Raw genomic sequence first — 20927 nt, 5'->3', positions numbered from 1 at the left:
GGGTTTAACCCGCCTTTTTTGTGCCTGTTTTATACCTGGCCGGTTTTCCAGTTGATGGCGGTTTCTGTGCCATCCGGCATGATTTGCACCCAGGCATCGGGATCGTCAGATTCAGTCCAGCCGCCGGCAGCAATGCGGGTTTCCTGATTGAACTGTTCACTGGCGGCGCGGGCACAGGCCGCGTCGTCAGACCAGGGAAGGTCACTGCTGTTCAACCACAGGCTGGTGAACCGACCAACCACTCGTTCGAGCACGAGAATAGAAAATGACTGGCCGTGCCAGTAGCCGGTCATCGCTACGGCATTTTTGGGCATTCCCGGCTGGCGTTTGGCAGGTTCTACCTCGTCCAGTTGTTCTGCAAGCCAGCTTTTCAGAGCGTCGGCGGAGGTGCTGGCAATGTATATTTCAATGTCGGTCGCTTCGGTCATGCGAAGGCTCCAGTAAGAACAGCAGTATGGGTAACAGGCTGATGGCCAGATAACCCATCAGCGCGAAAAAGGAACCCAGCCCCATTAGCAACAGGCCCAGCAACGTTGTCAGTTCCTGCTGCAGAGTGGGCGTGAGCATGGCGTCCGCCAGCAATATCACCATAAGGCCAGCACAAAACACAAAGCCACCCGTGGTAAAGCGTTTCAACGCGACCTCAGGCTCGGGCGTTCGGGCTTTCAACCAATGATACCATCGGGTTCGCCGGGAAGGTGGAGCGGTCATTGCTGAGTGCGGTACTCCAGGGTTGAACGGGCCGGTTAACGCCCGGGTCATTTACCCGTATCATACGCGCCATCATTCTATTCGTAAAAAGGTCGTCTATGTCCTCTGCAACGCTGACTCTGGCAAAAGAACTGATTTCAAGCGCCTCGGTAACCCCCGACGACAAGGGGTGTCAGACTTTAATGGCCGAGCGACTGGCGGCCGTTGGGTTCACGAACGAGTCAATGCGGTTCGAAGACGTCGATAACCTGTGGTCGGTTCATGGTGATGGCCAGCCGTTGCTGGTGTTTGCAGGCCACACCGATGTTGTACCGACTGGCGAGGCCTCTAAATGGACATTTCCGCCGTTTGAACCGACGGAACATGAGGGCATGCTGTACGGTCGTGGTGCAGCCGACATGAAAGGCAGTCTGGCTGCTATGGTCGTCGCCGCCGAGCGGTTTGCGGCACGTCACCCGGCGCATCAGGGGCGGCTGGCGTTTCTGATCACCTCGGATGAAGAGGGCGATGCCTATAACGGCACCGTCCGGGTTGTCGAAACCCTGACCGAACGGGGAGAGCAGATTGACTGGGCGGTGGTTGGTGAGCCATCCAGTACTGCTGTAGTGGGCGATACCATCAAAAACGGCCGGCGTGGTTCCATGCTCGGGTATTTGACGGTAAAGGGTGTTCAGGGGCACGTGGCTTACCCGCACCTGGCCAAGAACCCGGTGCATTTGGCGGCACCAGCGATTGCCGCGCTGAGCACCGAAGTCTGGGACCAGGGCAATGACTATTTCCCGGCGACCAGCTTTCAGATTTCCAACATCAAATCCGGCACAGGTGCCACCAACGTGATTCCGGGTGATGCCGAGATCATGTTCAGTTTCCGGTTCAGTACTGAAGTCTCGGTCGAACAATTGCAGCAACGTACCCGGGCACTGCTCGATCAGCAGGGGTTCGACTATGATTTGCGGTTTGAAGTTAAAGGGCATCCGTTTCTCACCGACCGCGGTGCTTTGGTTCAAGCCGCAACCGCTGCCGTTGAACAGGTGCAGGGGTTTGCCACCGAGTTATCGACCGCCGGTGGCACGTCGGACGGGCGATTTATTGCCCCGACCGGCGCCCAGGTTGTGGAGCTTGGCCCGGTCAACGCGACCATCCATAAGGTGAACGAGTGCGTATCCATTGCCGATCTGGATACCCTGACAGACTTGTATCTGGCGATTATGGAGAATTTGCTGACGGACCCGGCTGCGTCGTAGCAGCAGGGTCCTGCAGACCTTTAAGCTGCAGTTGCAGTGCCTGGCCACTGATCTGTACCTCGTACAGGCTGAAACCCAGTGAAGCCACCAGCAATACCAGTGAGGCTGCAAACAGCACGGTGCCGGGGCCAGGTAGCTGCAAAAACAGCAACAGCATCGACAGTACACAAAAGATGAACGCAATGATGCCCAGTACCTGCATGCGCCGAATGGCGATGATCCGGACTTTCAGATGCAGGATTTGTTCGCGCAAATCCCGGTCCGGGTGTTCCGCATTTTGCTTGTAGAGGGATCGAATAAGCTGGGCAATGACCAGAAAACGATTGGTGTAAGCCAATAACAACAGGGAAATGGCCGGAAACAGTAAAGCCGGTGTGGTCAGATTCATCTGCTTGCTAGACTCCAGTGTTAGCATTTCCAATGCGATGCCCGGAGGCCACCGGTCAGAAACGTGAATAAAGACGAAGAGGTCGCTATGTTATCCAAAATCATGGCCTGGTTTGATACTCCCGAAGAGCCTATTCCCGAATTGACCGTGGAAGAAGCCATTACCGTGCTTATGGTCGAGATCATGATGTCCGATCACGACCCGGACACCCGTGAACAGGCGGCCATTGTTGAACGGTTGATGGATCGCACCGGAGAACCGCGCGAGGACATTCAGGCTCTGGTTACCCGTGCCCGGCAAACCCACGCAGACAGTCACGATCTGTATCAGTTTACCAAGTTACTGAATGAGCAGCTGAGCGTCGATGAAAAAATGGATCTGATGGTCGATCTATGGCGCACGGCCCTGGCCGATGGAGTGATCGACAAGCATGAAGATCACATGATCCGGCGTCTGTCTGACCTTCTGTATTTGCACCACAGCCACTTTATCAGGGCAAAGCACCTGGCTATGGAGGTAGATTGACCCCACATCAGACAAATTATTGACACCTTGGCCCCTGTTTCGAATCAAGTATTTAATTTATTACTTCAATAGGTAGCGGTGCGTTGCAAATAGCGTAAAGGCAGCCGATACTGCGCTGTGACCGGTGTCTCATACTAAAGATTAGAGCGCTCCGGCCGCCATCAAGCATGGTTAATGTGCCTGATACATCATTTTCTGGAGTACATGCGTGAATCGAAGACAATTCCTGTACCAGACGCTGTCTGCATCGGCAGTGTTAGTTGGAACAGGCTATGCCTCCGTTGACATGATACGGCGTTCGTCCAAGGTTTGGGGTCCGACCGAGGCCGAGCAGGCAAAAGCTGCGGTAGAACAAGCCTTGAAAGGGGCTCCCCTGGTTGATGAAGCGGTGTCACACAGTGCGACGCCCTTTGCGGCGGCGCCTGATCGTGAAGGGCTCAGCTATGCCCAGCCGGCCAGGGCCATGCAATCGATGGGTCCACGTTATGAAACACCCAATGAGGCTACCGGCCTGACAGTGCCTGCCTCGTCCGAGGCAGTAGCGGCAGTGTCACCACAGCCGGCCATTTCAAACACCCTGACACCCGACTTCGCCACCATGACACCCGCGCAGCCAGAAGGCCCGGTGTTGGATGAAACCGCTGCAGCGGTGGAAGCCCCGGTATACGTTGCTGAAGTGGAAGACGAAGCAGAACGAGTGCGCCAGAAAGTCGAGCATTTCGAATACGACTTTTCCGATGACGTGTTGATGACAGACACTGAGTATACGACTCTGGTATCGGCTCTTGAGCGTTTAAACCGGGTTCAGTCCTATGTCGGTCATGGCCATTTCAACGTGTTGTCGTTCGATGACATGCTGCGTTATGCCCGTTATCAGCCACGCATCGGCGATTTTCCGACGGCAGAACTCGATTACCTGGAAAAACTTTTCTACGACGATGTCTCACGCCTGGGGTTTTTTGGCGAGCGGGTGATCTCTGACCTGACACACAGTTACGCAGAAAATGACATTTCCAAGATTCCCGGCAGCGGGCACTATTTGCTGCGCGGCGACTCGGAAGCCTTCTACGATAAAGTTCGTGAGAAAGTAGGGGATACGCTGTTGTTGACCAGCGGCGTGCGCGGTGTGGTCAAGCAATATCACCTGTTTATGGCCAAAGCGGTGCAGGCGGAGGGGAATTTGTCGCGTGCCTCTCGCTCTCTGGCACCCCCGGGCCATTCCTACCATGCCATTGGCGATTTCGACGTGGGCCGGGTTAACGGCGGTTTGAGCAACTTTACCGCCGATTTTGCTCAGACTGACGAATTCAAAAGACTTCAGGATCTGGGTTTCGTCAAGATCCGCTACACCACTGACAATGAATACGGCGTGCGTTATGAGCCGTGGCATATTCGGGTTGTTTGAGATACAAGACATGTTAAAAAAAGCGGGCTGAGCCCGCTTTTTTTATACTTCAGGCACGGACAATCTTGAGTCGGCAGCCCGTGTCATCCACCGGGTAGGTCTATCCGGGGTCGGCGTAAACCTATCCATGGCGGTCCGACGTCTCGGGCCTAGGCTTCGGCATCCATGCCTCAGACTACCCCGGATAGACCTACCCGGCAGATGACACTCAGTTTTGGGTTGCAACTTCTTCCGCTTAAACCCGAAACTACAGGTTTTATCCCTTTCTCGCCTGCTTCACCGCATCAGCAATCAGAAACGACAGTTCCAGTGCCTGGTCGGCATTCAGCCTGGGGTCGCAGTGGCTGTGGTAGCGTTCTGCCAGGTCGTGTTCGGTGATCTCGAAAGCACCGCCAATGCACTCGGTTACGTTGCGGCCGGTCATTTCAAAGTGAACCCCGCCGGCGTGTGTGCCTTCGGCCCGGTGAATCTGGAAGAAGTCTTTTACTTCCGAGAGAATCGAATCAACGGCGCGTGTTTTGTAGCCGTTGCCGGTTTTAATGGTGTTGCCGTGCATCGGGTCGCTGCTCCAGACCACGTTTCGACCTTCCGCTTTTACTCGCTGCAACAGGGCCGGGAAATGGTCGGCGATTTTGTCGGCGCCCATGCGCACGATCAGGTTCAATCGGCCTGGTTCGTTGTTTGGGTTGAGAATATCGATCAGTCGGATCAGGTCTTCCGGGTCGGTACTGGGGCCTGCCTTCAACCCGAGCGGGTTGTGAATGCCACGGCAGAATTCGACGTGGGCGCTGTCGAGCTGACGCGTGCGGTCGCCGATCCAGAGCATGTGCGCTGAGCAATCGTACCAGTCGCCGGTCAGGCTGTCCTGACGGGTCAGGGCCTGTTCGTAGGGCAGCAGCAGCGCTTCGTGAGACGTGAAAAACTGGGTCTCGCGGATCTGCGGCGTGTTGTCCGGAGAGATCCCACAGGCGCTCATGAACGCCAGGGTGTCGTCGATCATGTCGGCCAGATGCTGGTAGCGTTCGCCCTGGGGGCTTTTGTCGACGAAACTCAGGTTCCACTGGTGTACCTGATGCAGGTCGGCCAGCCCACCCTGAGCGAAGGCGCGCAGCAGGTTCAGGGTTGAGGAAGACTGGTGGTAGGCCTTCAGCATTCTCGCCGGGTCGGGCACGCGGCTGGCTTCGTCAAAATCGATGCCGTTGATGATGTCGCCGCGGTAGGAGGGCAGGGTGACACCACCGATGGTTTCATCGTCGGCCGAGCGTGGTTTGGCAAACTGGCCCGCCATGCGGCCGATTTTGACCACCGGGCTTTGTCCGCCAAAGGTCAGCACAACCGCCATCTGCAGCAGCACTTTGAAGGTGTCGCGAATCTGGTTGGAATTGAATTCCTTGAAGCTTTCCGCGCAATCACCGCCTTGCAATAAAAAGGCATCACCATTGGCGACGCGTGCCAGTTGCTTTTTAAGCGCACGGGCTTCGCCGGCAAACACCAGCGGGGGCTGGTGGGCGAGTTCGGATTCAACGGCGTTCAGTGCCTCCTGGTCCGGGTAGGTGGGGAGTTGGCGAATGGTTTTTTGGCGCCAGGATTCAGGGCTCCAGGATGTCATGAGGTGTCCTTTGGTTCAGTTCCGGGTTGTATTCGCGGGTGGTGTTTCAGCGTAACCTGACGGTTGCAGATTTCACGCCATTGCATTCTATGCGATCGATTCACGATTGCTATTGATGATTCGGCAATGCTGGTTTGCGCGCAGGTGATTCTGGAAACGGTCACCCCCGTCAGGGGAGACCGTTAGCCGGTAAATCGATCGGCCAGATACTGCAGCGGATGTTTTAGCGTAACACCTTGCTGACGTTGCGCCTGGCTTCTGCATGAATAACCGGTAGCGACCCACTGCTCGGCTGGCTGATTTTCCAGCAAGGGGCGCCAGGAAAGATCATAAATGGTGGCTGACGTGCCTTTGTTGCGGGTTTCGTGGCCATAGGTACCGGCCATGCCGCAGCAACCCACCGCTTCATGTTCGAGCGTTAGCCCCAGGGCAGAAAAAACCGATTGCCAGTCTTTCATACTGGCGGCAGCATTGGTTTTTTCGGTGCAGTGGCCAAGTAATTTGACCGTTCCCGGCTTAAACCTGCTTTGCAGTGATTCCAGCTGTGACAGCCGTTGACCCAAAAATTCCTGCAACAACAGCACGGGCGTTACGTCACCCTCCAGGTACTTTTTGTATTCCGACCGGTAAGCGAGGGTCATTGACGGGTCGATACCGACCAGTGGAATACCGCTTTTTTCCAGCTCTGCAAAATCTCTCTGGCGCCGTTTGGCAACCCAGGTGAAGGTTTTCAGGAAGCCATGAACGTGCAGGGGTTTGCCGTTGGCTCTGTAGGGCAAAACCCAGACTCTGAAACCCAGTTGCTGCAGGCAGCGCAGAATATCGGCCACGGTATCGGTATCGAAAAAGCTGGAGAAGGCATCCTGTACGATGACCACAGACCGCTCGCGTTCAGCCGCCGGCAAGCCCTGAAGAATGTCTGCCTCGGCCCAGTCAATGCCCAGCTTGTGCATCAGGCTGCCCAGTTGATGGCGGTGTATGCGCGGGCTGTCGACCATGCCGGCGACATGCTCCAGAAACCATTGCACCGGTTTTGCCGCCAATAGGCCATTGTAGACCCATTTGAAGGGGCGCTTTGCCAGCCAGGGAATGACAAATTCCAGGGTGCCAATGAAGTAATCCTTGAGTGGGCGCAGATAGCGCCCGTAATACAGATGTAAAAACTTGGCGCGGAACTCCGGCACATCGACTTTGATCGGGCACTGGCCGGTGCAGGATTTACAGGCCAGACAGCCCGACATTGACTCGTAGACTTCGTTACTGAAGTCGTAATCGCCCCGTTCCCGGCGCCAGGTATTCCAGGCGCGCGGAATCCAGTGCAGCAGTGGCATGCGACGGGCTTCGGCCGCCGCCAGGCTCTGGGTGTTCTGCCCCTGCTCGCCGAGCAGGCGAGTCCACTCGCGTACCAGGGAGGCGCGCCCCTTGGGTGAATGCTTGCGCTCGCGGGTGCCTTTCCAGGAGGGGCACATGGCGTCGTTCGGGTCGTAGTTGTAGCAGGCACCGTTACCGTTGCAGTACATGGCTTCGGATTGATAAGACCAGCTTTCTACCGGGATGGTGCGGTCGTAGTCGCCGCGCAGTGTCACCGCATCGATCGCCAGCAACTTGAGTTCAGGTGCTGTCGTGGCAATTTTTCCAGGGTTGAGCTGGTTGTGCGGGTCGAAGGCGCGTTTGATCGCCTGCAATTCCGGGTACAGATCGCCAAAGAAGGCCGGTGCAAACTCGGATCGCACGCCCTTGCCATGCTCACCCCAGAGCAGGCCGCCGTATTGTTGAACCAGCTCAACGACAGCATCCGTCACCCGGCGCACCGTTTTGACTTGCTCCGGGTCTTTCATGTCCAGCGCTGGCCGTACGTGCAAGACACCGGCATCAACATGGCCGAACATGCCGTAGGTCAGGCCTTCGTCGTCGAGGACCTTGCGGAACGCCATGATGAAGTCGGCCAGGTTTTCGGGAGGTACTGCCGTATCTTCCACAAAAGGTACAGGCCTTGCCTCGCCCTGGGCATTGCCCAGCAACCCAACCGATTTCTTGCGCATGCCCCAGATTTGATTGACCGCCTTGTTACCCCAAGCCACCGAGTAGCCATTGCACTTGCCGGGTTGCCCCTGCAACGCATCGAGGGAGTCAGTCAGGCGTTTTACGCCAGCCTCCAGGGTGGCATCGTCGTCGGCCGTAAACTCGACCAGGTTGATGCCATTGACGATCTCGCCCTCGGCCGATGGGAAGTACTCGGCCACGGTGTTCCAGACGATATCGCCCTTGGCCAGTTCCAGCACTCGGCTGTCGACCGTCTCGATCGAGGTCGGCCGAGCCTGCATCAGTGTCTGTGCATCGCGCAGGGAGGTTTCAAAGCTGTCATATCGCACGTTAACCAGTGCAGACACTTTGGGAATGCTGAGTACATTCAGCCGTGCCTCGACAATAAAGCCGAGAGTACCTTCCGAGCCGCACAGAATGTTGTTCAGGTTGAATTGGCCCTGATCATCACGAATATGGGCCAGGTCGTAGCCGGTCAAACACCGGTTCAGTTTTGGAAAGCGAGCTTCGATGTCTTGCTGGCGACGCTGATGGATATCGTCGACCGTCTGGTGGACTCGTCCGGTCAGGCCTGGCTGTGCCTTGGCTTCAGCGAGACGGGTTTCGTCCAGGGCCCCGGTTTCCAGCAGAGTGCCATCCAGTAATACAGTGCTCAGATTCAGCACGTGATCCCGGGTTTTGCCATACATGACCGAGCCCTGGCCACTGGCATCGGTATTGATCATGCCGCCAATGGTGGCCCGGTTACTGGTTGACAGCTCCGGTGCGAAAAACAGGCCGTGGGGCTTCAGCGCGGCATTCAACTGGTCTTTAACCGCGCCACCCTCGACCCGCACCCAGCCTTCTTCCGCGTTGATTTCCAGAATCCGGTTCATGTGCCGGGAGAGGTCGACCACAATGCCGTCGGTCAGAGATTGGCCATTGGTGCCGGTACCGCCGCCGCGTGGGCTGATGACAATGCTGTGCCAGTCGGGCTGGCTGATCAGTCGGGTCAGCCGCTGTAAATCTTCGCGATGGCGCGGGTAGATCACGGCCTGAGGCAACACCTGATAAATGGAGTTATCGGTCGCCAGAACGGTGCGGTTGGCGTAATCCGGATTCAGTTCACCCTCAAACCCGGTTTTGCGCAGGGCATCGATAAAAGCAAGATAATGGCTCTGGACCGGTGATACATCTTTCAGGCGTGGAATCATGAACTGGGACACTTGGCGACAACGACGGGGAGTATTCTAACGAAATACCCGCCAAATTCGAGGTCCGTTGACGCCAGGGTGTAAATTGAGGGTGGTTAACGTTGCTAGGGAAGCACGGGTCTGAAACTCAAGTATCAGAGTTCGGCTTGCCTTTGAGGCATTGGTCCGCAACGGATACCGGGGGTGCCTCTGTGGGGTCGGCGTAAATCCGTCCATGGCGGTCCGACGTTTCGGGCCTAGGCCGCAGCCGAGGCGTCGGACCGATCCATACTGAGGACTACCCCACAGAGGCACCCCCAGCCCCCGTCGCTTGTCATTGCAGCGAACTCTGATTCTTGAGTTTCTGGGCCAGCGGCTCCTCTAGGCCGTTTCTTTGTGCCAGGCCCGAAGCCGCAGCAGGGCGGCGAGCACATCAGTACGGGTGATTTCACCGATAAGTTTGCGGTGATCGGTGACCGGATATTTTTTGGGTTTGTCCTGGGTCATGATCTGGGCCAGGTCGATCACGCTCATGTCGCCCGACATGGTCAGTACATCGTGTCGCATGATGTCTGAGACCAGGGTGGTGTTTTCGCGGTAATAGCTGTCGGTGATCAGGTGCTTGAGGCAATCCTGCTCGGAAATATAGCCAACCAGATGGTGCTGATCATCGACAACGGCAGAGCCGAGCATCTTGTGCTTTAACAGGATTTGCACAGCTTCGGTGACGTTTGCAGTTGCCGGAATCGTGACTCGGGCCGGACTCATGCAGTCAGCAACGGTGAGGGATTCCTGTTTCATGGTGGGCTTCTCCTTCCAGGCTAACGTGAAGGGCAACCGCCGGTGCGGTTGCGCTTCAGAGTTAAGGTGACGCTGGGCGCCACCCTGTTGTTAGCTTAGTAGGCGGTGCTGAGTCTGTAAAACTCAGCGCCCCAGGCTGCTCAGAATATGAGCGATGGCGTCGTCTTTTTTAAGAACCACTTTGTCTTCGGCGCCGCGTGCCTTGTATTCCAGTTCGCCATCGGCCAGGCCGCGGTCGCTAACGACCAGACGGTGCGGGATACCGATCAGCTCCATATCGGCGAACTTGACGCCCGGGCTGGTTTTCTTGTCGCGGTCATCCAGTAATACCTCGATGCCGGCCGCTTGCAGGTCGGCATAGAGTTGCTCGGCGACTTCCATCACCTCAGGTGTTTTGTGTGCATTGAGCGGCACAATACCGACCTGGAACGGTGCCAGGGCATTGGGCCAGATAATGCCATTTTCATCGTGGTTTTGTTCAATGGCGGCGGCGACGATGCGGCTGACGCCGATGCCGTAGCAGCCCATGTTCATGATCTGACTCTTGCCGTTCTGGTCGAGCACGGTGGCATTCAGCGCCTTGGCGTATTTGTTGCCCAGCTGAAAAATGTGGCCGACTTCGATGCCCTTTTTGATCAGCAGGGTGCCTTTGCCGTCCGGGCTCGGATCACCTTCCACCACGCTGCGCAAGTCGGCAACGGTTGGCAGGGCGACGTCTCGCTCCCAGTTGACGCCGAACCAGTGTTTGTCGTCTTCATTCGCACCGGCACCAAAATCCGACATGACGCTGACGGACCGGTCGATGATCAACGGAATTGGCAAGCCAACCGGGCCCAGTGACCCCGGGCCGGCGCCTATGGCAGCGCGAATGGCCTCTTCAGTGGCCATGGTCAGTGGCGCTTTGACGCCGGGCTGCTTCTCGGCCTTGATCTCGTTCAACTCATGATCACCACGAACGATTAAAGCGATCAGACCCCCTTCAATGTCGTCTTCCGCTTCGACGATCAATGTTTTGATGGTCTTCTCAATGGGCAGATTGAATCGTGTGACCAGGTGTTCAATGGTCTTGGTATCCGGTGTATCAACCTTGCGTAATTCTTCTGTTGCTTCGCCTCTCGGTTCCGACGGCATCAGCGCTTCGGCCATTTCAATGTTGGCGGCAAAGTCGCTGCTGTCGGAAAAAGCGATGTAGTCTTCACCGGAGTCAGCCAGCACCTGAAATTCGTGCGAGGCCGCGCCGCCCATGGCGCCAGAGTCGGCGAGTACCGGGCGGTAGTCGAGGCCAAGGCGGTCAAACACCCGGCAGTAGGTGGCGTACATGTTGTCGTATTCGGCCTGCAGTGATTCCGGCTCGATGTGAAAGGAGTAGGCGTCCTTCATGATGAACTCGCGAGCGCGCATCACGCCAAAGCGGGGCCGGAATTCATCACGGAACTTGGTCTGAATCTGATAGAAATTGACCGGCAATTGCTTGTAGCTGGTCAGTTCATTGCGCGCGATGTCGGTGATGACCTCTTCGTGGGTCGGGCCGAATACAAAGTCCCGCTCATGGCGATCTTTCATGCGCAGCATCAGCCCGTCCATTGCGTCGAAACGACCACTTTCCTGCCACAGTTCAGCCGGCTGGATGGAAGGCATCAGCACTTCCTGAGCTCCCGAACGGTCCATTTCCTCGCGTACGATGCGCTCAACCTTACGCAGCACGCGCAATCCGGTCGGCAACCAGGTATACAGGCCCGAGGCCAGCTTGCGGATCATGCCGGCCCGCAGCATTAATTTGTGGCTGACAACAACGGCATCGGCCGGGGTTTCCTTGACGGTGGCGATCAGGTACTTGCTTGCGCGCATTGGAGATCTCTGGGTTGCAATGAGTGTTGGCGGCGTATTGTAGGGACAATACGCCTGAAGGTGTAGTGGTGCAGTTGCAGTTACAAGCTCAAGTTTCGGAGTTCGTGCCTCCTGAGAGGTGATGGCCCGCGACGGTTACCGGGTATGCCCCTGTGGGGTCGGCGTAGATCCATCAATGGCGGTCCGACGTCTCGGGCCTAGGCCGTAGCATCCCTGCTGCGGACTACCCCACAGGAGCATACCCGGCATCCGCCGCTAGTCTCCCAGGCGAACCCCGAAACTTGGGTTCTCTTTAGGCCAGCCATTGCGAGCCCAAGTTTCGGAATTGGCAACCAAATGAGTGTCAGGTGCCGGGTATACCTAACTGGGGAAGTCTGAGGCATGGACTAAAACGCCAGGAGCGTTTTAGCACGAGCAACGCGAGCCCGGAGGGTGAATCTCAGGGATGGGATTCACATCCCGAAGTCTAGGCCCCATGGATGGGTTCATGCCGACCCCAGATAGGTATACCCGGTGCCTGACACGGACTCTTGGCTCTAAGCCCTCAGCTACCACTCGCCCTGGTTGGGCATTGATGCCCAGGGTTCCTGGCTGGGTAGGGCGTCGCCTTCTTGTAGCAGCTCTATCGAGATGTTGTCCGGGCTGCGCACGAAGGCCATGTGGCCGTCGCGGGGTGGGCGCAGAATGGCGACGCCGTTGTCCTGCAGGTGTTGGCACAGGGCGTAGATGTCGTCGACGCGGTAGGCCAGGTGGCCAAAGTTCCGGCCGCCGCCGAGCACTTCATCCGACTCCCAGTTATAGGTCAGTTCGACTTCCGGCTCGCCGGGTTCGGTGGCGAGAAACACCAGGGTGAACTTGCCGGCGGGTACGTCTTTGCGGCGAACCTCCTGCAGACCGAGCAGGTCACAGTAGAAATGCAGTGAGGCGTCGAGGTCGGTGACGCGAATCATGGTGTGCAGATACTTCATGGCGATTCTCCATCCGCGGTGGCTTTAAAGGGCAGGGCTTCCATCATTTGCTGGCGGTAGTGTGCCACCATCTCTGCTTCTTCGTCACAAAAGCGTTGCACTGCGTCTCTGAAGTCCGGATGTGCCAGCCAGTGGAAAGAGTGGGTCAGAGTCGGCTCGAAACCTCGCGCAACCTTGTGCTCGCCCTGGGTGCCCGGGTCGAAACGCTGCAGGCCGTTGCGGATGCAGTAGTCGATGCCCTGGTAGTAGCAGGTTTCAAAGTGCAGGTTGTTGTATTCGGCCAGGCACCCCCAGTAACGACCATAGAGCGAGGTATTGTCGCGAAAGCAGAGGGCACCGGCCACGGCTTCCTCACCCTCGTAGGCCATGAAAAGCACCAGGGTTTCAGGTTGGCGGGCCAGCAATTGCTCAAAAAACGCCCGGTTCAGGTAGCCCTGACGGCCCCGTTTCAGATAGGTGGCGTGGTAAAACACATAAAAGCGATGCAGTGTGTCCAGGCTGATGTCGGTGCCTTCAAAGCAACGCAAACTGAGGCCCTGGTCGGCAATGGAGCGGCGTTCCTTGCGGGTATTCTTGCGTTTACGTGAGCTGAACCGGTCAAGAAAGTCGTCGAAATCCCGGTAATTCCGGTTTTTCCAGTGAAACTGGACATCACAGCGTTCTGCCCAGCCGGTTTGACGCCAGAGCCGGGCCGTTTCAGTATCCGGAAACAGCAGATGGGCACCGCTGTAAGCCTGGTCCCGAACCCTGTCTTCAATCGCGCCCGCCAGCGTAGTCACCTGGCTTGCAGTCAATGGTTGGGTAGCGCGCGGTCCCTGAGAGGGGGTATAGGGAATTGCCGCCACCAGCTTTGGGTAGTAGGGCAGGCCGTGCTGCTCATAGGCATGCGCCCAGGACCAGTCAAAAACGTACTCGCCCCAGGAGTGCGTTTTAGCGTACATCGGCATCCAAAGGGTCTGGTCGCCTTCATTGAGGCTCAGATGTTCCGGCTGCCAACCCGAGTTTTCACTGCAAACGCCAGTTTGCTCAAGTGTCGATAGAAACGAAGACCGCAGGAATGGGTTGTGCTGAGCGCCGCTTGCAGCGGCCCAGTGGGCGTGCCAGGTAACGGTTGGCATAATCGGTTTCCAAAAAACGTGCGGTTATTATAGGGACAGCCAGACAGGTTCCAAGCCGACATCGCAATGCCCGGGCCGCTTAAGGTAGAATGACCGGTCGAAGGAGGACATCATGTTTGAACTGGATTATCGACTGCAAAATGATTGTGTGGAAGTAGGCTCGCTGATGGTCAGCCGCATTCTGCTGATGAAAGATGCCAATTACCCCTGGCTGATTCTGGTGCCTCAGCGTGAGGGCATCAGCGAGATCTACCAGTTGGATGTCGACGATCAGGAACAGTTGATCTGGGAAAGCTCGTTTGTGGCCGAGCGCCTGATGGCTACCTACAACGGCGATAAAATGAACATCGCAGCGCTGGGGAATGTCGTTCCGCAATTGCACATTCACCATGTGATGCGCAAGCAGGACGACGCCGCCTGGCCGAATCCCGTTTGGGGCGCTGTGCCGCCCAAAGCCTACAGCCGGCATGCATTGCGTCACCGGGTAGAGCAATTGCAAGCCGCATTTGAAACCTCCACGTTCAAGCCTGCCGAGTTGCCGCCGGCCTGATACCGCCCAGTGTCATTGAAGGTTCACGCAATTGTCAGATAGCTGACATCTGAAGCTGAATAATAAGGCTCTGAACGATGGAGGTTTATTATGAAATGGTTGCAGACGATTCAGCATCTCGACATCCAGACGTTTAACTGGTGCATGGCAAGGCGTCGACGCGAGCAAATGACGGCGCTGAGCCGGGCGGTGTCCAGAACGGCCGATGGCTGGATGTACCTGTTGTTCTTTGCTTTCTACGCCCTGGTGCAACGCGATTCAGGCCTTGCCCTGGCGACGCTGGCGTTCTGGGCCTTTGGTCTGGAGCGCAGCATCTACTGGGTGCTGAAGAACACCTGCCGGCGCAATCGTCCGCAACAGGCTCTGGACGAATTCACCAGTTTTATCATTCCTTCCGACAAGTTCAGTTTTCCATCCGGCCATACTTCCGGCGCTTTCCTGTTTACGTTTGTGGTGGCCAGTCAGCTACCCGCCTTGCTGCCCTTTCTGCTGCTCTGGTCCGCAGGCGTCGCCGGTTCTCGTATTTTTCTCGGCGTGCATTTCCCCACAGATACCCTGGTCGGCGCGTGCCTGGGCAGTCTGGTCGGTTATGGCATGCTTGGTTTGTTCGCAACGCAGGGGTGGCTGTGATGAAGGTTTTATACGGTGTTCAGGGAACCGGTAATGGGCACATTACCCGTGCTCGGGTCATGGCCGAGGCAATGGCATCTCGCGGTATTGAGGTCGACTGGGTCTTTTCCGGCCGGGAGCGCGAAAAGCTGTTTGATATGGAAGGCTTTGGCAACTTTCATTGTTTTCGTGGTCTGACCTTCCAGGTTCACAACGGTAAAATTGACATGCGTCGCACCATGAACGACGCCTCCATGAGCGACTTGTGGCGCGATATTCGAACCCTGTCTCCCGAGCAGTACGATCTGGTGCTGACCGATTTTGAACCGGTGGTCGCCTGGGCGGCGCGTCGTCGAGGCGTGCCTTGTATTGGCATTGGGCATCAGTATGCCTTTGCGCATGATATTCCCAAGGCAGGGCACTCTGTGGTGTCTGAGGCGATCATGCGCTGGTTTGCGCCGGTTACGCTGGGGCTGGGCGTACACTGGCATCATTTTGACAATGAGATACTGCCACCCATCATCGAACCGGTAAAACAGCCGGAGCCCGGTGATCTCGATTCTGTGCTGATCTATCTGCCGTTTGAAAACAGCCGCAACATCATCAACTTGCTGGCGCCACTGAAGCGGACCCGTTTTGTTATGCACTGTGGTGATCTCACTCCCGGGCAGTACGGCAATGTAACGGTTAGGGGGTTCAGCCGCGACGGATTCAAAGTGTCTTTGCACCAGTGTGGCTCAGTGGTATGCAACGCGGGTTTTGAGTTGACCAGCGAGGCGCTTGCCCTGGGTAAACGGATTCTGGTTAAACCCCTGCACGGCCAAATGGAGCAATCGTCCAACGCTGCTGCACTCGAGCAACTGGGTCTCGGACAGGTGATGCCGGAATTGAGCGCCGAGACTATTGCCTATTTTCTGGCCACCGGAGAGCGGCAACTGGTGAATTACCCGAACGTGGCCGAGGCCATTGTTGACTGGTTGCAGCAGTATCCAACCCGATCGGTGGCCGACCTGGTTGCCGAGCTTTGGCAGGATGTCCAATTCAGCGCCCCTCAGTCCATTCAGGCGGCCTGACGCCCGCCAGGCCCATCGCCACTCTCTCCTGACAGCCCCTTGCCATTGCTGGCTCTGCGGGCTGTTCGTCCACCAGTGTTGACAAAATTCCAGGCCGCGACCAGCAGCGCCCCCATTGTTGCCCCGACGGGTTCAGAGGTACAACAGAGGCCTCAATCATTGTCGTTGAAATGATGACTGGACCAACAGGCCAGCATGGTTTCCGATCCCGAACACAAAAAAGATAAGGGTGAATACAATGGCAAAGGCAAGCCGCTATGTGGCGCATGAGCCCGATGCTCAGGGGCATGTGGCCTGGCAAGCAGCTGAGCACGATATATGGCAACGGCTGGTCCGTCGTCAGAACAAGGCCATTCCCGGTAAGGCCTGCCAAGAGTATCTGGATGGCCTGGAGCACCTGAACCTGCCCGAAGACCGGATACCGCAACTGGCCGAAATTGATGCGGTGTTGACCAAAGCCACCGGCTGGAAGACAGCCCCGGTACCGGCTCTAATCGATTTCTCCGAATTTTTCCGGTTACTGGCCAGCCGCCAGTTCCCGGTGGCGACCTTTATTCGCTCGGAGCGTGAACTCGATTACCTGCAGGAACCGGACATCTTTCACGAGATATTCGGCCACTGCCCCATGCTGACGCATCAGGCCTTTGCCGACTTTACCCAGCTGTACGGCGAACTGGGCCTGAACGCCTCTAAAGAAGACCGCGTCTTCCTGGCCAGAATGTACTGGTTTACCGTCGAATTCGGGTTGCTGCAATCGGGTGATAACCGGGCCATTTACGGTGGCGGCATCCTGTCGTCTCCGGGCGAAACCGATTATGCCTTTAACAGCGAGGTGCCCGAGAGGTTGCCGTTTGACCTGGTCTCGGTACTGCGTACGCCTTATCGCATCGACATCATGCAGCCGGTTTACTACTGTCTGGAGTCGGTAGATCAGCTCTACGACATTGCCCGCATGGATATTATGGGGGCCGTTCAGGAGGCGAAGCGACTGGGCTTGTTTGCCCCACGGTTTGAGCAAAAGCAGGCGGTGTGAACCGGTATCGGTCTATGACCTAAATGAATTAACAAATTCAAGTTTCGAGGTTCGCCCAGGGACCTACCCGGCATCCGCTGCGGGCCAAGGCCTCTCAGGTGACCCAAACTCCGAAACTTGAGTTAACTAAGGAGACAGCATGACTCTCGCAGCAGAACACTGTGAGGCCTGCCAGGCCGGAGCGCCCCAGGTTTCAGACGATGAATTGGCGGAATTGATTAAAGACATTCCTGACTGGCAGCCGATCACCCGTGACGGCATGTTGCAGTTGCAACGCAGTTTCAAGTTTAAAACCTTCCGCGCCGCTCTGGATTTTACCAATCAGGTTGGTGAGTTGGCCGAGTCGGAAGGGCATCACCCGGAAATAGTTACCGAATGGGGTAAAGCCACGGTGACCTGGTGGACACATAAAATCAAAGGCCTGCATCGCAATGATTTTATTTGTGCGGCCAAAACCGATGCTCTGGTAAAAGGGCAGTGAAAGCCACGGCGGGGTGCTGTCAGCGCCCCGGCTCGTGAGTTAACTAGGCTGTAAAGAACAGTTGACAATAGGTCGCTTCTGCGGCAGCTTAGGCCTCCGGCAAGATCACCGTACAGACGGTAGATAACGGAGAGCAGCATGCGGCTGAAAATTGAATGCGAAGAACGTCTTGGTATCTGTGCCGAGGTGCTGGATATTCTGGTGAATCACCAGATCGATTTGCGCGGTATCGAGATTGACCCCAGCGGTGAGATCTACCTGAATTTCCCCACCGTTGAGTTCGACGAGTTTCAGCACCTGATGCCTGAGATTCGCCTGATTCCCGGCATTCACGACGTCTCGATGATCCCCTATATGCCTACCGAACGGGAGCAGCAGGAACTGCGAACCCTGTTGAAGACGTTGCCAGAGCCGGTGATTTCAATCGACAGCAAGGGCTATGTGGTGATCGCCAACGAGGCGGCGCTGGATATTCTGCAACTGCCCGATGCCGATGTGGTCAACAAGCTGCTCAAGAACTGGGTTAAGGGCTTTAATTTCAACAAATGGCTGGGTGGCAAAAAACCCGCCACCGAGTCGACCCACATGCAGTTAAAAGGCCGAACGTTTCTGGCCGACATTTACCCAATTTGGCTGCCGGGTGAAGGCCCCGAAAGTGGTGAAACGCTGTTTGCAGGCGGTGTGATTACCTTTAAATCTCCAGAGCGTCTGGGTCGGCAGATGACGGCCTATCACCAGCAAACTGGTGAGTTCGAAATGCTGATCGCTGAAAGCCAGTCGATGAAGCGCGTGATCCGCCAGGCCAAACGCATGTCAGGGCTGGATGCACCGTTGCTGATTACCGGCGAGACGGGCACGGGTAAGGAATTACTGGCCAAGTCCTGTCATCAGCACAGCCTGCGTAAAGACAAACCCTTCCTGGTGCTTAACTGCGCGGCTCTGCCGGATAACGTCGCGGAGAGCGAGCTGTTTGGCTATGCGGCAGGTGCGTTTGAAGGCGCTACCCAGGCCAAAAAAGGGATTCTGGAGCTGTCGGAAGGCGGTACCGTGTTCCTGGATGAAATCGGCGATATGTCGAAGGTGCTGCAAAGCAAGTTTCTGCGTCTGTTGCAGGATGGCACCTACCGGCGGGTGGGCGACGAGAAAGAGTACCGGGCCGACGTGCGCATAATCTGTTCAACCCAGAAAGACCTGTTGAACATGGGTCATAAAGGGGAGTTCCGCGAAGACCTCTACTATCGACTGAATGTACTGACACTGCACATTCCGCCGCTGCGGGATCGCAAGTCAGACGTGCTACCGATGGCTGAGCGTTTTATTGCCCGGTTTGCCGAACCCCAGCGACGACGCATCAAGTTATCGAGAGCCTGCCAGAACGCGCTGCAACAATACCCCTGGCCCGGTAATGTCCGCCAGATGGAGAACGCCCTGTTGCGGGCAGTCTCGCTGGCCGAAGGCGACATACTCGAGCCCGAGCATCTGCAACTGCCCAGCTTTACCAGCGGCTGGGGCTATGCCGAAGAAAACTTCGATGGCTCCCTCGACGAAGCCATGAAACGCTTCGAATCCGACCTGTTGCGACGGCTGTACCCGGCCTACCCAAGCAGCCGGCAACTGGGCAAAAAACTCGGCGTATCGCACACGGCCATTGCCAACAAGCTGCGCGAATACGGCATCGGCAAACACGCCAAGCGATAAGCGCTTTGTTGAACTGAGTGGTTATGGCCCGCGTCGGCTACCGGTGGTACCTCCGCGGGGTCGGCGTAAACCCGTCCATGGGGCCTAGACCGCATAATATGAATCCCCTCCATGGGATTCACCCTTCGGGCTCGCTTCGCTCATGCTAAAACGCTCCTGGCGTTTTAGTCCATGTTTCGGACTCCCCCGCAGAGGTACCACCGGCATCCGTCGCTCGTAACGTGCGAACTCTGGTTCGCACTCTGTATCAGAAAGCGTCCATTTAGATAGGTAGTAGAGGCAGCGTTGTTCTGTAACTTATTGATATAAATAGACTTATTAGCCTCTGTAAAAAACGTCCGCCAGACTTTACGGAATTGGCTGACACCGCACTTCAACTAACCTGATGGCACTCTCTGGCGTTCTGCCCCGGGTAGGTTCACAGTTTCTCCAGCCTAAAACAGCGCGCGCTTTCTTCGTTTCCGACAGTTGAACAGCGCTGACAATAAAAACAGATTTTGTCTTAACTGGAGATACGCACCATGACCGATATGCAGGTACAAGGCACCGCCAACCCGCTGGCCACCGACGGCTTCGAATTTGTCGAGTACACCGCACCCGATGCCCAGGGCATTCAGAATCTGAAAGACCTGTTTCTTGGTTTGGGCTTTGCTGAAGTGGCCAAGCACAAGAACAAAAACGTTTGGCTCTACCGCCAGGGCGATATTAATTTTGTCGTGAACGCAGAACCCAATTCCCACGCCGAAAATTTTGCGCATCAGCACGGTGCCAGTGTGAATGGCATGGCCTGGCGGGTTAAAAATGCGGCCAAGGCGATGGATCATGCGGTTGCAGCAGGTGCCAAGCCCTTTACCGGTAAAATTGGCCCGATGGAACTCAATATCCCGGGAGTATTTGGTATTGGCGAAAGCACGCTCTATTTTGTGGACCGGTACGACGGCTCGTCGATTTACGACATCGATTTCGAGTTTTATCCGGGCTGGGAAGAAAAAGTGGCCGAGAACAGCGTTGGCCTTGAATTTGTCGATCACCTTACGCACAACGTTCAGCGCGGCAACATGGGCGTATGGGCCAGCTTCTATGAACGTATCGGTAATTTCCGTGAGATTCGTTACTTCGATATCGAAGGTAAATTGACGGGGCTGGTATCCAAAGCCATGACGTCTCCCTGTGGCAAGATTCGTATTCCTATCAACGAATCGAGCGACGACAAATCCCAGATCGAAGAGTACCTGCGCGAATACAAAGGCGAAGGCATTCAACACATTGCACTGGCGACGTCAGATATTTATGAGACCGTGCGAACTATGCGCGAACGCGGCATGAAATTCATGTCAACGCCGGATACCTATTACGACAAGATTGATGAGCGCGTAAAAGGCCACAAGGAACCTGTCGACCAGCTGCGTGATTTGCGCATCCTCATCGACGGCGCTCCGGAAGATTCCGGTATTTTATTGCAGATTTTCACCAATACCGTTATTGGCCCGGTGTTTTTTGAAATCATTCAGCGCAAAGGTAATGAAGGCTTTGGCGAAGGTAATTTCAAGGCCTTGTTTGAATCAATCGAGGAAGATCAGATTCGCCGTGGTGTGATCAAGGGCGACTGATTAAAAGACAGATGGGCCAGAGTTCTGGCCCGATATGCATT

19 protein-coding genes are annotated in these 20927 nt (G+C 56.2%); 10 read left to right on the top strand and 9 right to left on the bottom strand.

The annotated features are described in order from the left end of the window. Positions 1-29: 29 nt before the first annotated feature. Positions 30-428: a hypothetical protein gene (locus ACHUE7_RS08825; RefSeq protein WP_394169641.1), complete on the bottom strand. Its 399-nt coding sequence runs from the start codon at positions 426-428 to the stop codon at positions 30-32. Continuing rightward, on the bottom strand, positions 406-669 hold the full coding sequence (locus tag ACHUE7_RS08820; protein WP_394169640.1) for a hypothetical protein: 264 nt from the start codon (positions 667-669) through the stop codon (positions 406-408). The genes ACHUE7_RS08825 and ACHUE7_RS08820 overlap by 23 nt, the downstream gene beginning before the upstream one ends. Positions 670-809: 140 nt before the next feature. Here ACHUE7_RS08820 and dapE point away from each other — a divergent pair, with 140 nt between their 5' ends. Next, positions 810-1955, top strand: a complete 1146-nt coding sequence (gene dapE / locus ACHUE7_RS08815) for a succinyl-diaminopimelate desuccinylase (RefSeq protein WP_394169639.1) — start codon at positions 810-812, stop codon at positions 1953-1955. On the opposite strand, the gene ACHUE7_RS08810 is transcribed toward dapE, so the two are convergent. Further along, complete coding sequence (locus ACHUE7_RS08810; protein WP_127555058.1) at positions 1918-2343, bottom strand: DUF2721 domain-containing protein; 426 nt, start codon at positions 2341-2343, stop codon at positions 1918-1920. The genes dapE and ACHUE7_RS08810 overlap by 38 nt on opposite strands. An 87-nt stretch (positions 2344-2430) precedes the next feature. Here ACHUE7_RS08810 and ACHUE7_RS08805 point away from each other — a divergent pair, with 87 nt between their 5' ends. Beyond that, positions 2431-2868 (top strand): tellurite resistance TerB family protein, encoded by a 438-nt coding sequence (locus tag ACHUE7_RS08805; RefSeq protein ID WP_394169638.1) that lies wholly within the window; start codon positions 2431-2433, stop codon positions 2866-2868. Between the two features lie 208 nt (positions 2869-3076). Further along, positions 3077-4273, top strand: coding sequence for a D-alanyl-D-alanine carboxypeptidase family protein (locus tag ACHUE7_RS08800; RefSeq protein WP_394169637.1), 1197 nt, complete (start codon positions 3077-3079; stop codon positions 4271-4273). Between the two features lie 256 nt (positions 4274-4529). Here ACHUE7_RS08800 and ACHUE7_RS08795 read toward each other — a convergent pair whose 3' ends face one another. The 6 genes from ACHUE7_RS08795 to ACHUE7_RS08770 form a co-directional block, all read right to left on the bottom strand. Beyond that, on the bottom strand, positions 4530-5882 hold the full coding sequence (locus ACHUE7_RS08795; protein WP_394169636.1) for a class II 3-deoxy-7-phosphoheptulonate synthase: 1353 nt from the start codon (positions 5880-5882) through the stop codon (positions 4530-4532). A gap of 182 nt (positions 5883-6064) precedes the next feature. Then, positions 6065-9118 carry a D-2-hydroxyglutarate dehydrogenase YdiJ gene (gene ydiJ, locus ACHUE7_RS08790; RefSeq protein ID WP_394169635.1) on the bottom strand — a complete coding sequence of 1018 codons (3054 nt, stop codon included), beginning with the start codon at positions 9116-9118 and terminating at the stop codon, positions 6065-6067. Positions 9119-9478: 360 nt separating this feature from the next. Beyond that, positions 9479-9898 carry a CBS domain-containing protein gene (locus ACHUE7_RS08785; protein WP_394169634.1) on the bottom strand — a complete coding sequence of 140 codons (420 nt, stop codon included), beginning with the start codon at positions 9896-9898 and terminating at the stop codon, positions 9479-9481. A gap of 123 nt (positions 9899-10021) precedes the next feature. Further along, positions 10022-11746, bottom strand: a complete 1725-nt coding sequence (locus ACHUE7_RS08780) for a proline--tRNA ligase (protein WP_394169633.1) — start codon at positions 11744-11746, stop codon at positions 10022-10024. Between the two features lie 548 nt (positions 11747-12294). Beyond that, positions 12295-12714 carry a VOC family protein gene (locus ACHUE7_RS08775; RefSeq protein ID WP_394169632.1) on the bottom strand — a complete coding sequence of 140 codons (420 nt, stop codon included), beginning with the start codon at positions 12712-12714 and terminating at the stop codon, positions 12295-12297. Further along, positions 12711-13832, bottom strand: coding sequence for a GNAT family N-acetyltransferase (locus ACHUE7_RS08770; RefSeq protein WP_394169631.1), 1122 nt, complete (start codon positions 13830-13832; stop codon positions 12711-12713). The genes ACHUE7_RS08775 and ACHUE7_RS08770 overlap by 4 nt, the downstream gene beginning before the upstream one ends. 112 nt (positions 13833-13944) lie before the next feature. On the opposite strand from ACHUE7_RS08770, the gene ACHUE7_RS08765 reads away from it, so the two are divergent. The 7 genes from ACHUE7_RS08765 (at position 13945) to hppD (ending at position 20886) form a co-directional block, all read left to right on the top strand. Further along, entirely contained in the window at positions 13945-14382 is a 438-nt protein-coding gene (locus tag ACHUE7_RS08765) for an HIT family protein (RefSeq protein ID WP_348475589.1), read from the top strand. Positions 14383-14472: 90 nt separating this feature from the next. Continuing rightward, positions 14473-15012 carry a phosphatase PAP2 family protein gene (locus ACHUE7_RS08760; RefSeq protein WP_394169630.1) on the top strand — a complete coding sequence of 180 codons (540 nt, stop codon included), beginning with the start codon at positions 14473-14475 and terminating at the stop codon, positions 15010-15012. Beyond that, entirely contained in the window at positions 15012-16064 is a 1053-nt protein-coding gene (locus tag ACHUE7_RS08755; protein WP_394169629.1) for an MJ1255/VC2487 family glycosyltransferase, read from the top strand. Before ACHUE7_RS08760 ends, ACHUE7_RS08755 begins: the two co-directional genes overlap by 1 nt. A gap of 238 nt (positions 16065-16302) precedes the next feature. Next, positions 16303-17097, top strand: coding sequence for a phenylalanine 4-monooxygenase (gene phhA / locus ACHUE7_RS08750; protein WP_394169628.1), 795 nt, complete (start codon positions 16303-16305; stop codon positions 17095-17097). Between the two features lie 139 nt (positions 17098-17236). Then, a complete protein-coding gene (locus ACHUE7_RS08745; RefSeq protein WP_394169627.1) occupies positions 17237-17578 on the top strand; it encodes a 4a-hydroxytetrahydrobiopterin dehydratase in 342 nt (113 codons plus the stop codon). Between the two features lie 138 nt (positions 17579-17716). Next, complete coding sequence (gene tyrR / locus ACHUE7_RS08740; RefSeq protein WP_394169626.1) at positions 17717-19276, top strand: transcriptional regulator TyrR; 1560 nt, start codon at positions 17717-17719, stop codon at positions 19274-19276. Positions 19277-19797: 521 nt separating this feature from the next. Continuing rightward, positions 19798-20886 (top strand): 4-hydroxyphenylpyruvate dioxygenase, encoded by a 1089-nt coding sequence (gene hppD / locus ACHUE7_RS08735; RefSeq protein WP_394169625.1) that lies wholly within the window; start codon positions 19798-19800, stop codon positions 20884-20886. Positions 20887-20927: the final 41 nt, after the last annotated feature.

It is taken from the genome of Saccharospirillum alexandrii (assembly GCF_043641555.1).
Lineage (GTDB): Bacteria > Pseudomonadota > Gammaproteobacteria > Pseudomonadales > Natronospirillaceae > Saccharospirillum > Saccharospirillum alexandrii_A.
This window is presented reverse-complemented; position numbering and strand designations above follow the sequence as displayed.

Excerpts from the sequence above, each read along its gene's own strand:
- ACHUE7_RS08785 (WP_394169634.1), bottom strand. The coding sequence starts at position 9,898 with ATGAAACAGGAATCCCTCACCGTTGCTGACTGCATGAGTCCGGCCCGA.
- ACHUE7_RS08745 (WP_394169627.1), top strand. The coding sequence starts at position 17,237 with ATGACTCTCGCAGCAGAACACTGTGAGGCCTGCCAGGCCGGAGCGCCC.
- ACHUE7_RS08825 (WP_394169641.1), bottom strand. The coding sequence starts at position 428 with ATGACCGAAGCGACCGACATTGAAATATACATTGCCAGCACCTCCGCC.
- ACHUE7_RS08765 (WP_348475589.1), top strand. The coding sequence starts at position 13,945 with ATGTTTGAACTGGATTATCGACTGCAAAATGATTGTGTGGAAGTAGGC.
- hppD (WP_394169625.1), top strand. The coding sequence starts at position 19,798 with ATGACCGATATGCAGGTACAAGGCACCGCCAACCCGCTGGCCACCGAC.
- ACHUE7_RS08795 (WP_394169636.1), bottom strand. The coding sequence starts at position 5,882 with ATGACATCCTGGAGCCCTGAATCCTGGCGCCAAAAAACCATTCGCCAA.
- ydiJ (WP_394169635.1), bottom strand. The coding sequence starts at position 9,118 with ATGATTCCACGCCTGAAAGATGTATCACCGGTCCAGAGCCATTATCTT.
- ACHUE7_RS08770 (WP_394169631.1), bottom strand. The coding sequence starts at position 13,832 with ATGCCAACCGTTACCTGGCACGCCCACTGGGCCGCTGCAAGCGGCGCT.
- dapE (WP_394169639.1), top strand. The coding sequence starts at position 810 with ATGTCCTCTGCAACGCTGACTCTGGCAAAAGAACTGATTTCAAGCGCC.
- ACHUE7_RS08810 (WP_127555058.1), bottom strand. The coding sequence starts at position 2,343 with ATGAATCTGACCACACCGGCTTTACTGTTTCCGGCCATTTCCCTGTTG.
- ACHUE7_RS08805 (WP_394169638.1), top strand. The coding sequence starts at position 2,431 with ATGTTATCCAAAATCATGGCCTGGTTTGATACTCCCGAAGAGCCTATT.
- ACHUE7_RS08775 (WP_394169632.1), bottom strand. The coding sequence starts at position 12,714 with ATGAAGTATCTGCACACCATGATTCGCGTCACCGACCTCGACGCCTCA.
- tyrR (WP_394169626.1), top strand. The coding sequence starts at position 17,717 with ATGCGGCTGAAAATTGAATGCGAAGAACGTCTTGGTATCTGTGCCGAG.
- ACHUE7_RS08760 (WP_394169630.1), top strand. The coding sequence starts at position 14,473 with ATGAAATGGTTGCAGACGATTCAGCATCTCGACATCCAGACGTTTAAC.
- phhA (WP_394169628.1), top strand. The coding sequence starts at position 16,303 with ATGGCAAAGGCAAGCCGCTATGTGGCGCATGAGCCCGATGCTCAGGGG.
- ACHUE7_RS08780 (WP_394169633.1), bottom strand. The coding sequence starts at position 11,746 with ATGCGCGCAAGCAAGTACCTGATCGCCACCGTCAAGGAAACCCCGGCC.
- ACHUE7_RS08755 (WP_394169629.1), top strand. The coding sequence starts at position 15,012 with ATGAAGGTTTTATACGGTGTTCAGGGAACCGGTAATGGGCACATTACC.